This window comes from Trabulsiella odontotermitis (assembly GCF_001297775.1).
GTDB classification, from domain to species: domain Bacteria; phylum Pseudomonadota; class Gammaproteobacteria; order Enterobacterales; family Enterobacteriaceae; genus Trabulsiella; species Trabulsiella odontotermitis.
The window spans coordinates 25122-39082 of sequence record NZ_LIFX01000005.1 but is presented as its reverse complement, the minus strand read 5'-3'; the positions used below and the strand labels follow the sequence as shown (position 1 = coordinate 39082).

Genomic DNA, 13961 nt, shown 5'->3' with positions numbered 1-13961 from the left:
GGTTGCCGCTCAGCGCGACGGTATGAAAGATTTTATCTATTGAGAGTGAGGCAATTCAAAGCTCACGTCAAATCATTGCGTTGTCTCGCCACGCGGCTGGCGCAGCACTTCGTTGATCTGCGGTTTGTCCACCGGACCGGTGATGCGATAGCGCAGAATCGAGACTTTGCTCCACAGCGGGCCGAGCACTTTGCTGGCGGCAAACACCGCCGCGCCGATGATCGGGTTAACGGCAAACGCGGCGGCGACACCCACCGTGGCGGAGATTTCCGGCGCGACGACGGCTTCCATATCCAGTTCACGGCGTACCAGGTTGACGGCCCCTTTCATCGCGATATCGGCTTCAAGGCCATCAACCAGCGTGTCATCGGTATGCAGAATGCCGTCTTTAATCCAGGCGGTGCTGCGGATCGAATCGAAATAAAAACCTTCGCTGAAGGTATCGCTAAAGTCGAAACGCAGCTTACGCAGCAACGCATCGACGCTGAGCAGGCGCAGCAGTTGCCCGGCGTGTCCGCTGCTGATATCGGTGAACTCGCCTTTCCCCAGACGCGCTTTAATAATGCCGTTGAGCGAGGCGACGTCCGGTTTCCAGGGCTCTGCGCGCCAGTGGAGATCGTAATCCGTGGTAAACGAGGAGCCGCGAATCGGCGTTTCGATGCCAAAGAAGTTCGTCGCCGCGTCGACCTTATCGCCACGCACTTTGCCTTTCAGCGAGGTGCGCTGACCGGTCTCGCCGTTAACCCATACGCCACTGGCCGTAATGTGCCCAAAACCGGTATCCAGCACGCCGTCGGTCAGGCTCAGAGTGTCGCCATTGACGCTGAAATCGCCATCGATGCGGCCATATTTTTGCCCCCACAGCCAGCATTCTTTGCAGCGCAGCAGCAGCGCGGGCCAGTTCCGGAAGTTAATGCGTTGATCGCCCAACAGCGTAGTATCGGAGGAGCCACCCTGCGCCGCCGTCGGGTTGTAGTAGAGGTAGCGAATCGCCGCCAGCCAGGGCGCGTTCTTGTGCATGGTCAGACTGGCATTGATTTCGCGACCCTGCGCGTCGATCGTGGCGCCATCGGATGTCGGTTGCGAGACGATACTCAGGTTGTTCCATTGCTGCCCCGCCAGTGACAGCATCGGCGTACGCAACGTGACGCGCTCCGGGAAGCGGGCGGCATTGCTGACGTTATCCGCCGCGCCCTGACGGAAAAGCGCCAGCCATTGCGCGCCGTCCATCGGCGGCAGATTCAGTTCAACGCCGGGCTGATCCGGCAGCGGCGGTACGCTACGGCTGTCTGATGCCCAGATGGCACGGTCAAGCGTCAGCTTGTTGTCGAGCAGCCAGCGGCTGTTGAAGTATTCGCCGCCGCCCAGTTTTCCGGTCAGATTAAAGCTGTCCATCCCACCTTCGACATTGATTTTCACCGGCATCGGTTTACCCGCCTGCTTGTCCACCGGCGGCGGTAAGTGACTGCTTACATTTTTCATATCGCCGGTGAGATCAACCGTGTACTTTGAGCCTCCCCGGTAGGGGATTTCAATACCGACTTTTCCTTCCCAGGGCACGCTGCCGCCCAGCGAATCTTCAATCGCTTTCGGTAACAAACCGGTGCGCGTCGGTTGCCAGTTGGCATCGAGGTTAACGTTGACGTTGTAGGATTTCGGCCCTTCGGCAGTAGAGAAATTCAGATTCAGCGGCTGATTAAACCAGTTGGCGGTCAGCGGGTCGCTTTGCAAATTGCCATTCACAAAGCTGAATCGGCCGCTGAGGTTTTTCAGCGTGCTGTTCAGCGGCTTGATATACAGGCTGTTGTTTTGCAGTTGTACCTCGCCTTTGGCGGTGGTCATTTCACCGTCCAGCGGGATATCCAGGTTCAGGCGGGCGTTAACGTCGCCATCCAGTTGCAACTCATTCAGCGTCGCGGCGAGTGAATCTTCCAGCGGCGTCTCTTTAAAATACGGCCCGACCGCTTTTCCCGGCCCGTGAATATCGGCATCAATCAGCAATTTCTCTTTCGAGTAGTCCGGGATCGCCGCATTGAGGTTGTTTGCCGTCACGCCACCCAGCTTCACGCCGTCGGCCTTCATCCACAGCCCGTCATTGAGGAAGTTGAGATCGATATCCAGATTCGTCAGCGCCGGCCAGTCAGGCTGGAACGCGAAGGTCGCATCACGCAACGGCACCCAGACCTGGAACTGGCCTTCGTTATGTTTGTAGGGGAACAGATGCGGGTTGCCGCTGTAGACCAGCGTCGCGTCATCGGCATGACCGCCTTTGATGGCGCCGCTGAGGTAGTCCACCAGCGCTTTGCCCATCAGGTTTTCCGGGAAATACCGCCACGCCTGACCGCCATCGTCGGTGCTGATCCCGGCGAGAATGCCTAACCATGGCGCATCACCTTCCGGCTGAAGATAGCGGAACCCGCCACGGGCACGAAGTGCTTTTGCCTGCACGTCGATGTCCCGGCCATCCAGCATAAAGCCCTTTTCATTCTTCACCCAGCGGAGGTTAGCCACCCCTTTTTCGATTTCCAGCGGCGCGCGGAAAACCGTTTCGTAGGGCATGACCGCCTGATTCATGGTGGCCGTCAGCGCGCCATTCTCGACGCTGCCCTCGATCCTGCCGGAAAAATGTTCTGCGCCCGGCAGCAGTTGCCACTGTTTCCAGGCGAGGTTATTCCACGCCGCCTGAAAGCGCGTTTTTTCAGTTTGTTGCAGCGGGATATCCACCGCCAGCGAATCCACCGTGCCGGTGGGCTGAGTGGTCTGCCAGATTTCGCCCAGCGATGGCGCGAGTTTTTCGGCAATCGGCAACAGGCCTTTCAGGCTGCCGAGATCGAGGTTGGTCGCGCGAAGACGCAGCTCATCACTGCGTGTACCGGCGGGGCCGCCCACTTCCTGCGCGGGCACCCAGGCCATCGCCAGCGCCCCGGTCGGCCAGCGGATACCGTCAATGGCAATGCGGGTATCGGGAATACGCATCGCCCAGCCTTCCCGTTCACGGGTCAGATGCGCGGTGAGGTTATCGACATCGAGGCGGTGCGTTTGCTGCGCGCCCTGCCAGCTCGCGCCGCCCTGCTTCAGCCACAGATCGCCGCTCTCCACTTCGCCTTTGTTCAGCGTCATCCAGCCTTCGAGGCTGAAGCGTGCAGACTCCAGCGCAATGTTGTCCTGCATCCAGCGACCCAGCCAGGGTTTCACGTCGATATCATTGGCCTGAAGCCACACGCGTCCTTTATTCAGAAGGCCGTTTTCATCACGCAGATCCATGCGAACCTGCATGACGCCGTGCTGCCCCGTCAGGCTGGAGAGGTTCAGCTCACCTTCCGCGCGGTGGCGGTTGTCGCTGTTAAGCCAGGTTAATTGCGGCACCGACAGCTCCGCCCGCTGACCGGATAACGTCAGGAAGCTTAGCTGGCTGTCGCGCAGGGTAAAATGGTCAAACTGGCGGAGGAAAAGATCGCTGATATGATCGGTTTTAATGCTGTCGCCGTCGTTGCTTTGCAGCGGCGTGTTGGTATGAACGCGCAGTTGCCAGAAGGTGAGATCACGGAACTGCCAGCGCATGTGCAGCAAACTTTGCCATACATCCAGCGCCAGCGTGACGCGCTTTACGGAAAGCTCGCCGCCGTCTTTCAGGCCCGCGTTAATATCGCGAACGTCGAGCGTCGGGCCAAAATTCTCCCAACTGGCGATAACGGAGGATGCATCAACAGGGATACCGGTCGAGGCGGTGATTTTTTCCAGTATCTGGGGACGCCATGTGTTCAGCTGTGGCAAGACGAGACGCAGGCCACTCACCAGCAGCGCGACGATGACAATCAGTGCTGCCACGGTGAGCAGTAAAATCCCCGGCAAACGCCTCACGCCTCTCTCCTTGTCAGCGCCTTACACTCCATCCATTCACCCGCCTCTTCAAATGATTCGTGTAAAGCAGTGTTCGTGTTACATCATGACCACATCAAACTGCTCCTGATTATAGAGCGGTTCAATCTGAACTTTGACCTGCTTACCGACGAAGATTTCCACTTCCGCCAGCGCGTGCGACTCTTCCCCTTTCAGGGCTTCCGCCACCGCAGGCGACGCGTATACCAGGAAACGATCGGACTCGTAGGCGTGATGAACACGCACAATTTCGCGCATAATTTCGTAGCACACCGTCTCGACCGTTTTTACCGTGCCACGGCCATGACAGGTAGGACACTCATTACACAGCACATGTTCCACACTTTCTCGCGTCCGTTTTCGGGTCATCTCTACCAGACCAAGCTGTGAGAAACCATTAATGCTGGTTTTCACCCGATCCTTGCTTAACGCCTGTTCCAGTGAGTGCAGCACGCGGCGGCGGTGATCGTCATTACTCATGTCGATAAAGTCGATGATAATGATGCCGCCGAGATTGCGCAGGCGCAGTTGCCGCGCAATGGCCTGGGTCGCTTCAATGTTGGTGTTGAAAATGGTGTCGTCGAGATTGCGATGCCCGACGAACGCGCCAGTGTTAATGTCGATGGTGGTCATCGCTTCCGTCTGATCGATGATCAGATAGCCGCCGGATTTCAGCTCCACTTTGCGCTCCAGCGCGCGCTGGATTTCGTTTTCAACATCAAAGAGATCGAAAATCGGCTGACGGCCGCTGTAATGCTCCAGCTTGCTGGTCATTTCCGGGATATATTCAGCGGTAAATTCCAGCAGTGCTTCGAACGTCAGGCGGGAGTCCACGCGAATGCGGTCAAGTTGCGCATCGGCGAAATCGCGCAGTACGCGCTGTGCCAGCGCCAGCTCGCCATACAGCTGATAGCGGGTCTGGTTGCGCTTTTTACGTTCCATCACTTTCGTCCATACGCGCTTCAGGTACGCCGCATCGGAGGAGAGATCCTCTTCCGGAATGCCTTCAGCAGCGGTACGGATGATGAACCCGCCCTCTTCATCGCAATAAGCGGTGACGATTTTTTTCAGGCGCTCACGTTCCTCTTCGCTTTCAATGCGTTGCGATACGCCAACATGCGCGGCGCCGGGCATGAACACCAGGTAACGGGACGGTAACGTAATGTCGGTGGTCAGGCGCGCGCCTTTGGTGCCAAGCGGATCTTTCACCACCTGCACCATCAGATCCTGCCCCTGGCGCACCAGTTCGGAGATGTCGCGAACGGTGAATTGCTTTTGCTCTTCGCCCGCCACGCATTCGGTATGGGGCATGATATCCGAGGCGTGAAGAAACGCCGCCTTGTCCAGACCAATATCTACAAAAGCCGCCTGCATACCGGGTAGTACGCGACTGACCCGACCTTTGTAGATATTGCCTACGATCCCGCGCCGTGCTTCGCGCTCTATATGAATTTCCTGCAAAATACCGCCATCAATGTACGCCACGCGCGTTTCCGATGGGGTTACGTTCACTAATAATTCAGCCGTCATGATGATCCTTTTTCTCACGTAGTGAGTTAAAATTACTCAGCAACTCATACGTTTCCACCAGCGGTAAGCCGACCACGGCGTGATAGCTGCCATTTATCCTCCTGACGAAACAACCACCCAGCCCCTGAATACCGTATGCACCTGCTTTATCTAAAGGTTCACCGCTGGACACGTAGTCAGCGATGTCCTGCTCAGAAAGTACCCTGAACGTCACGTCCGTCACCACCAGGCAATCCAGCGTGTGCTCGCTATCCGCCAGCGCCACTGCCGTCATCACCTGATGCGTCTTACCGGAAAGCATACGCAACATCGCGGCGGCATGTTCGCCATCACGAGGTTTTTCAAGCACTTCACCATTGAGAATAACAATAGTATCCGCCCCCAGTACCGGCAAATTCTCCGCCGTCAGCGCCACGCCCGCCTGCGCTTTTTCACGCGCCAGCCGCGACACATACTGCGGTGCGCTCTCCTGTGGGCGACGCTGTTCTTCAATCCCGGGAACGACTTTTTCAAAAGTGATGCCGAGTTGAGTGAGTAACTCCTGACGACGCGGGGAGCCAGATGCAAGATAAAGAGCTGTCATAAGAACCTTATTGCACTGCGTATTGCTGGCGGATTTTCCGCATCAGCAGGAAAATCCACGGCCAGAGCACTCCGTTCACTACACTACTCCAGAACACTTCCGGTCGGAAAGAGACGTCGATCACTAAAAACTCAGCCCAGAAAACAATGATATCCACAACCAGCGAGAGGAGTATCACCACCAGCGCCTGCTGCCAGAGCGCAAGGTTACGGAAGAGCTGATATTTCAGTGCAACGAGATAAGCAACAATACTTAACGAGAGGGCGCGAACGCCCAGTGTAGAGCCGCTAATGAGATCCAGTATGGCACCAACAATAAAACCGGTGCCAACATTGACGCGATGCGGCAGCGCCAGGATCCAATAGAGCATAATCAAAAGCACCCAGTTTGGCCGGAAGACACTGATCTCATCCGGCCAGGGCATAATTTGCAGCAACAGCGCGATAAAAAACGAGAGCCAGATAACCCAGCGTCCCTGGCTACGGTAATTTGCCACTACTGCCCTCCCGTCGGGAGCGGTTGCGCTGGCTGCGGCTGCCCGGTCGGCGGCTGTGCCAGACCGGTCGCCGGTGCCGGGATCGGCGCAGGCGGGCCCATGGCATCCGGCGGCGGCAGTACCTGCGGCATCATCTGCATCAGGCGTTCGTTAGCCACGCGGTGTACGTCTTCCGGGGTCATCGGGTTTGTGCCTTCACGGTCAGCGCCCCACAGCAACAGCAGATAACGCAAGCGCTGCAGCCCGGCGGTTGGACGCGCCTGAATAACCGTGTACGCACGCTGCGTATCCAGCTTCACGGAGGAGACCACCGCAACCGGATACCCTTCCGGGAAACGACCGCCGAGACCGGAGGTCACCAGCACATCGCCAACGCGGATATCGGTATTGGCAGGCAGATGTTCAAGCTGCAAATCGTCGGTACAACCGTTACCCGCCGCAATCACGCGAATATCGTTACGTAAAACCTGAATCGGCAGCGCATGGGTCGCATCGCAAATCAGCAATACGCGGCTGGTCAGTTTCGCCACGGCGACCACCTGACCCACGACGCCTTTGTCGCTGATCACCGGTTGCCCTTCGTATACGCCATTGACGCTGCCTTTGTCGATCACCACCTGATCGCTGTAAGGATCGTTAACGGTGGAGATGACCTGGGTGACCATCTTTTGTTCATCCTGACGCAGCGGGGAACCGAGCAGTTCGCGCAGACGCGCGTTTTCCTGCTTGTACTGACCCAGCATCAGTAAATCGCTGTTTCTCAGCAACAGTTCCTGGCGTAGCGCCCGGTTTTCCAGTTCGAGTTGATCGCGTGAGGCCAATGTCTGCGAAACGCTGTCGAGCATTTCACGAGGACCGTTTGAGATAAAATAGAAAGGGCTGACGGCGGTATCCATGTACGTTCGGATTTGACTGAACGTACCGAGGCGACTGTCGGCGATAATGACACCAAGCGCCACCAGCACCGCCAGAATAAGGCGAAACTGTAGCGACGGGCCACGGCTAAAAATTGGCTTCATAGGCTATGCGTCTTCTCGTGTCAGTGAAGTCAGGGGCAGCCGCTTGCTCCCCCTGGCCTCAAACCGACTACTCTTCGCTGAACAAGTCGCCGCCGTGCATGTCGATCATTTCCAGCGCTTTGCCGCCGCCACGCGCGACACAAGTCAGTGGATCTTCTGCAACTACGACAGGAATACCTGTCTCTTCCATTAACAGGCGGTCGAGGTTACGCAGCAGCGCACCACCACCGGTCAATACCATCCCACGTTCGGAGATATCAGAAGCCAGTTCCGGCGGGCACTGTTCCAGCGCCACCATCACCGCGCTGACGATACCGGTCAACGGCTCCTGCAACGCTTCCAGGATTTCGTTGGAATTCAGTGTGAAACCACGCGGCACACCTTCAGCCAGGTTACGGCCACGGACTTCGATTTCGCGGACTTCATCACCCGGATAAGCCGAACCGATTTCATGCTTGATGCGTTCAGCGGTGGCTTCGCCAATCAGGGAACCGTAATTACGACGGACATAATTAATGATGGCTTCATCGAAGCGATCGCCGCCGATACGGACAGAGGAGGAGTAGACCACGCCGTTCAGGGAAATAACGGCAACTTCAGTGGTACCACCACCGATATCCACGACCATAGAGCCTGTCGCTTCGGAAACCGGCAGGCCTGCGCCGATCGCCGCAGCCATCGGTTCTTCAATCAGAAAGACCTCACGAGCGCCAGCGCCCTGAGCGGATTCGCGGATCGCACGGCGTTCAACCTGCGTCGCGCCGACCGGTACACAGACCAGAACGCGCGGGCTCGGACGCATGAAGCTGTTGCTGTGCACTTGTTTAATGAAGTGCTGCAGCATTTTTTCCGTCACGAAGAAATCGGCGATCACGCCGTCTTTCATCGGACGAATTGCTGCAATATTGCCAGGCGTACGGCCCAGCATCTGCTTAGCTTCATGACCGACGGCAGCCACGCTTTTCGGTGAACCGGCACGATCCTGGCGAATAGCCACAACGGAAGGCTCATTCAGTACGATGCCTTGTCCTTTTACGTAAATGAGGGTATTCGCGGTACCCAGGTCAATGGACAGGTCATTGGAAAACATGCCACGAAATTTTTTCAACATACTAAGGGATAATCCTGAAAGCTGGGGCGGAAAACAAAATCCGCTTACTTTACCAACCACACGCAGCAGCGACAAGGCGCAAAAATCATCTGCTACGGTGAAAATTTGTGCAGTTCGTTCCTTAATGACAAATTCTTTGCCTGACTCCTTCAGCGCTGAAACAATCAGTTGCGTTCCTCGCCTGCATTTGCAACCTGTCTAAGGTCGTTTACGTGCAATTTTAATCTGTAATACTCTGTCAGGTAGCCAAGCACACCCCCACAGAAACAGCGCGCGTTATTCTACGTGAAAACACGCTAAACGGCAGGTCAAACAGAGTATCTTTGAGAATATTTTTTCACACTGGTGTCAAGTGGCTGTGAGCCTGCAAAAAAATCGCCCTGACCACCCGTGACGCCACACTCTGTCAGTACCTGCCACTCGCCCCGGCGGCGCAGCCCGGTGGCAAAAACCCGGGTCGTGGTGCCTTTACAGGCTTCCACCAGACTTTGCACCAGAAGCTGGTTTTCACTTCGCTTCTCAATGTTACGCACCAGTCCTGGATGAAGCTTAATAATTTCAACGTCCAGAAGCTTGATCCAGTCCGTACTGACCAGCGTTAAACCTGCTTGTATCACAGCAACGCGTACACCTAAAGCGCTAATTAAACGCATAACAGGCTGTAAACGGCTGATATGTTGACAGACATCCGCCTCAGCAAGTTCAAAAATAATGCGTTTTCGTTGCGATTTTTCGCATTGCATTAACGTATCACGCAGCCAGCGCTGGAAATGCGGGCGGATCAACGATTCCACCGTGACCTGCAACGCCAGGTTTTCTTCCGGCCAGAACGACAGAAAAGGAATCAGGCGCGTGATCTGCAACCGGTCATACTCTTCCGACAACCCGAACTGTAATACCATCGGCATATATTCCGCCGAGATGACTTCTTCTTGCCCATCATAGATACGACACATCAGTTCACGATGATGAACCCGACCTTCCAGCGTCACCGCCGGTTTCTGATAGAAGCGCGGGCCGCCCCGGGTCAGCATCTGTTCGATCAACGTTCGCCAGCGCACGTTGCCGCGACCTTTTTCCGGTAGCGAATCGTCATACACCGCCCAGCCGTTACTGCCCTGAAGCACGGCGTTACGGGTCGCTGCTTCGGCATGTTCCATGACCTGGTTCGTCGACTGCCCGCTCCGCCAGGCGCAAATGCCAATATGCATCATGTCATCACGCTCACGGATTTTCGTCGTCGGCAGCGCTTCCATGGCTTTCAACAGCTGACTGGCGATGCTGTCGGCCTCTTTCAACGTCCGGTGCGGCAAAAGCACCGCAAAATCATTACGATGATAACGCGCCAGCAGCGCACCCGAATAGCGCATTATAAAGGTAGAAAGTAGGTTAATTACGGTGAATAGATACTCTTCTGCTGCCTTTCGCCCCCAATTGTCACGCAGCAGGTCGAATTCCGGCAGGCGGATCATCATCACAATCCCGTGCGAGCCGACCTTTTCCTGATCTTCCAGCAGCGTCGCCAGTTGATTGTCGAAAAACAGCCGGTTGCTCAGCCCGGTGCGGGTATCCTGGGCGGCATAGGAGCGAATCAGCGTATCCATGCGGCTGCGCTGATCACTGGCAAACTGAATCTCGGAGAGCAGCATATCCAGCGCGCTGCTGGTGCGGGCAGGCCATTCGTGTACTGAGCCTTTTGCCTGCTGACCGCGCGCGCCATTTAAAATTTTTACCGAACGTGACTCCAGCAGTTCCTGCCCGGACAGTTGTCGCCGCAACCAGCGTACAGAGAAGAAAATCACCAGCACCATAAAGGCAATCGCCAGCGTCAGCGGCACTGTTGTGGAAAGTGAATTGAAATAGTTCACCATCGGATCCAGGTAGACCATGCGAATCGTCATCCCCGGATTTTTCAGCGAATTGACTTCCAGCTCGCGATACTGATAGCTGCTGCCGGCAGGACGATAGCTGGCTTGCCGGACATGGTTAAATATCGGTTTGCCGCCCACGAGGAAGTCGAGGCGAACGATATCGACGGGCTCCAGCAGCTCATCCAGCTGTGGACGCAGTTTGTCGAACGGGGTGGTCACGAGGCGGTTATCCAGCGTGATCGCGACGGCCTGCACGCGCTGCTGGAGCTTAATCTGGATGCCGTTATAAAAGCTCAGCGAGCAACCCAGCAAGGTCACGAATATTGCCAGACCGACCAGCAGCGTGACAAAAGCCGAAAATTTCGTCGTTAATCGCATCCCTGTATTAACTCCGCAGATGAAAAATCGCCCGTCTGATTGGCGGACCCCCGGGTTAGCCCATACTACTAAGTAAGCACTAACTTGCAAAAAAGAAGACGCATACTACCAGACCTAATAGATCTGGCAATTTATTGCTCTATATCGGCATCAATACGCAATTAGCGAGTATAGTCTTCAGAAATTTTTTTCCAATCATCGTGCAACTGAGGAAAGGTTATGCAGGCGTTAATCTTAGAACAGCAGGACGGAAAAACCGTCGCGTCCGTTCAGCCCCTTGACGAAAGTCAGCTGCCGCAAGGCGATGTGAGTGTCGATATTCAGTGGTCCAGCCTTAATTATAAAGATGCGCTGGCGATCACCGGCAAAGGCAAAATCATTCGCAACTTCCCGATGGTGCCGGGGATTGATTTCGCCGGTGTGGTACACAGCAGCGAAGATCCGCGTTTTCATGTTGGTCAGCAGGTGCTGCTTACCGGCTGGGGCGTGGGTGAAAATCACTGGGGCGGTCTGTCGCAGCGCGCGCGGGTAAAAGGTGACTGGCTGGTCGCCATGCCGCAGGGTCTGGATGGACGCAAGGCGATGATTATTGGAACCGCGGGCTTTACCGCGATGCTGTGCGTGATGGCGCTGGAAGACGCAGGTATTCGTCCGCAGGATGGCGAGATTGTCGTGACCGGTGCCAGCGGCGGCGTGGGCAGCACTGCGGTGGCGCTGCTGCACAAGCTCGGTTATCAGGTGGCGGCGGTATCCGGTCGCGAAAGCACTCATGACTACCTGCGCGCGTTGGGTGCAAACCGTATTCTGGGTCGCGATGAATTTGCCGAATCCCGTCCGCTGGAAAAACAGCTGTGGGCCGGTGCGGTAGATACCGTCGGCGATAAAGTGCTGGCGAAAGTGCTGGCGCAGATGAACTACGGCGGTTGCGTCGCGGCTTGCGGTCTGGCGGGTGGCTTTGCGCTGCCGACCACGGTGATGCCTTTTATTCTGCGCAACGTACGCCTGCAGGGTGTCGATTCGGTCATGACGCCAGCGGCTCGCCGCGCCGACGCGTGGAAGCGACTGACGCAGGATCTGCCTGAGTCCTTTTTCGTGCAAAGCGCAACGGAAATCACCCTGGCGCAGGCACCGGAATATGCTGACAAAATCATCAATAACCAGACGCAGGGCCGCACGCTGGTTAAGTTAGCGTAATCAACAAATTTGGTGACATATTCGTATTCGCATTTACGCTTTTCCTCCGTCATGATTAAGAAAATGAATGACGGAGGAAGCTATGAAAACCAAAACGTTGACGGAAGCCGATGTTACTGCGGAATCTGTCTTTCTGATGCAGCGCCGCCAGGTCCTGAAAATGCTCGGGATCAGCGCGACGGCGCTGACATTATCTCCCACTGCACACGCCGATTTGCTCAGTTGGTTTAAAGGTAACGATCGCCCGCCAGCCCCTTCAGGAAAACCACTGACGTTTGATAAACCTGCTGAATGGCAAAATACCCTGCCGCTGACACCGGAAGATAAAGTCACCGGTTACAACAATTTCTATGAATTCGGTCTCGATAAAGCCGATCCGGCAGCCAATGCCGGTTCGCTGAAAAGCGATCCCTGGACATTGACCATTGATGGCGAAGTGGCAAAACCGCTGAAACTCGATCACGACGATCTCACCCGGCGTTTTCCACTGGAGGAACGCATCTACCGGATGCGCTGCGTTGAGGCCTGGTCGATGGTGGTGCCGTGGATTGGCTTCCCGCTGCACAAGCTGCTGGCGATGGTCGAACCCACCAGCAATGCAAAATATGTGGCGTTCAAAACAATTTATGCCCCTGACGATATGCCAGGTCAGAAGGACCGTTTTATCGGCGGCGGGCTGAAATATCCCTACGTTGAAGGGTTGCGTCTGGACGAAGCGATGCACCCGTTAACGCTGCTGACCGTCGGCGTTTATGGCAAAGCGCTGCCGCCGCAAAACGGCGCGCCGGTGCGTCTTACCGTACCGTGGAAGTACGGGTTTAAAGGCATCAAGTCGATCGTCAGTATTACATTGACCCGCGAAAAGCCGCCCACAACCTGGAATCTGGCGGCGTCAGACGAATATGGTTTCTACGCCAACGTCAATCCGCATGTCGATCACCCTCGCTGGTCGCAGGCCACAGAGCGCTTTATCGGCTCTGGCGGCGTGCTGGATGTCAAACGTCAGCCAACGCTGCTGTTTAACGGCTATGCCGATCAGGTCGCGTCGCTCTACCGCGGTCTTAATCTGAAGGAGAATTTTTAGTGCGATTAACGGCGAAACAGGTGCTGTGGTTGAAAGTTCTCCTTCATCTGGCGGCATTTTTACCCTTTTTGTGGCTGTTCTGGGCCGGATCGCAGGGCTATTTCAGCGCTGATCCGGCGAAAGATATCCAGCATTTTACCGGTCGGATGGCTCTGAAATTATTGCTGGCAACCTTGCTGATTTCGCCGCTGGCGCGCTACGCTAAACAGCCATTACTGATACGCACGCGCCGGTTGCTGGGATTATGGTGTTTCGCGTGGGCCACGCTGCACCTCAGTTGCTACGCGGTGCTGGAGCTGGGTATCAACAATCTGGCGCTGTTGGGGCAGGAGGTCGTCAGCCGACCTTATTTGACGCTCGGACTGGCAAGCTGGTTGATTTTGCTGGCGCTGGCGGTAACATCTCCGCAGGCGATGCAGCGGAAACTGGGACCCCGATGGCAAAAACTGCACAATTTCGTCTATCTTGTCGCGATCCTCGCCCCCATTCATTATCTGTGGTCGGTGAAGATCCTGTCGCCCCAGCCAATCATCTACGCAGTACTGGCTGTCGCGCTTTTAGCGTGGCGTTACAAGAAGTTCCGTCTGTGGTTCCGCTAAGTTTTCAGGCTGTGCTGTTACCCGCAAATTTCTTATCAACCGCCCATCTTTTCACGATAGCGGTTGATAATCTTCCCTGATAAGACCAGTATTTAGCTGCCAAATGCTACGAAATCGTTATAATGTGCGACCTCGGTTTTCCTGACAGGGATTTTACGCCCCTGAAAGGGTGACAAGAGCACATCGAAGGTATATTTTGTTTTTTACCGGAAAATGG

Annotated in this window: 10 protein-coding genes; 3 read left to right on the top strand and 7 right to left on the bottom strand. The window is 55.7% G+C overall.

What is annotated here, in order from left to right:
• Positions 1 to 72 precede the first annotated feature (72 nt).
• From yhdP to csrD, 7 genes are all read right to left on the bottom strand, one after another.
• The gene (gene yhdP, locus AOY23_RS07530; RefSeq protein ID WP_054179052.1) at positions 73 to 3861 is read right to left on the bottom strand and encodes an AsmA2 domain-containing protein YhdP; all 3789 of its coding nucleotides are present in this window, start codon (positions 3859 to 3861) and stop codon (positions 73 to 75) included.
• 78 nt (positions 3862 to 3939) lie between these two features.
• On the bottom strand, positions 3940 to 5409 hold the full coding sequence (gene rng, locus AOY23_RS07525; protein ID WP_054179053.1) for a ribonuclease G: 1470 nt from the start codon (positions 5407 to 5409) through the stop codon (positions 3940 to 3942).
• Entirely contained in the window at positions 5399 to 5992 is a 594-nt protein-coding gene (locus AOY23_RS07520) for a Maf family protein (RefSeq protein WP_054179054.1), read from the bottom strand. The genes rng and AOY23_RS07520 overlap by 11 nt, the downstream gene beginning before the upstream one ends.
• Positions 5993 to 5999: 7 nt before the next feature.
• The gene (gene mreD, locus AOY23_RS07515) at positions 6000 to 6488 is read right to left on the bottom strand and encodes a rod shape-determining protein MreD (RefSeq protein WP_054179055.1); all 489 of its coding nucleotides are present in this window, start codon (positions 6486 to 6488) and stop codon (positions 6000 to 6002) included.
• Positions 6488 to 7507 carry a rod shape-determining protein MreC gene (mreC, locus tag AOY23_RS07510; protein WP_054179056.1) on the bottom strand — a complete coding sequence of 340 codons (1020 nt, stop codon included), beginning with the start codon at positions 7505 to 7507 and terminating at the stop codon, positions 6488 to 6490. The genes mreD and mreC overlap by 1 nt, the downstream gene beginning before the upstream one ends.
• Before the next feature lie 67 nt (positions 7508 to 7574).
• Positions 7575 to 8618, bottom strand: coding sequence for a rod shape-determining protein MreB (mreB, locus tag AOY23_RS07505; RefSeq protein WP_006818047.1), 1044 nt, complete (start codon positions 8616 to 8618; stop codon positions 7575 to 7577).
• A gap of 308 nt (positions 8619 to 8926) precedes the next feature.
• Positions 8927 to 10867 carry an RNase E specificity factor CsrD gene (gene csrD / locus AOY23_RS07500; protein ID WP_054179057.1) on the bottom strand — a complete coding sequence of 647 codons (1941 nt, stop codon included), beginning with the start codon at positions 10865 to 10867 and terminating at the stop codon, positions 8927 to 8929.
• Between the two features lie 219 nt (positions 10868 to 11086).
• Between csrD and acuI the strand changes: the two genes are divergently transcribed.
• The 3 genes from acuI (at position 11087) to msrQ (ending at position 13744) form a co-directional block, all read left to right on the top strand.
• A complete protein-coding gene (gene acuI / locus AOY23_RS07495) occupies positions 11087 to 12061 on the top strand; it encodes an acrylyl-CoA reductase (NADPH) (protein ID WP_054179058.1) in 975 nt (324 codons plus the stop codon).
• 82 nt (positions 12062 to 12143) lie between these two features.
• Positions 12144 to 13145, top strand: coding sequence for a protein-methionine-sulfoxide reductase catalytic subunit MsrP (msrP, locus tag AOY23_RS07490; RefSeq protein ID WP_054179059.1), 1002 nt, complete (start codon positions 12144 to 12146; stop codon positions 13143 to 13145).
• Positions 13145 to 13744, top strand: coding sequence for a protein-methionine-sulfoxide reductase heme-binding subunit MsrQ (msrQ, locus tag AOY23_RS07485; protein ID WP_054179060.1), 600 nt, complete (start codon positions 13145 to 13147; stop codon positions 13742 to 13744). Before msrP ends, msrQ begins: the two co-directional genes overlap by 1 nt.
• Positions 13745 to 13961: the final 217 nt, after the last annotated feature.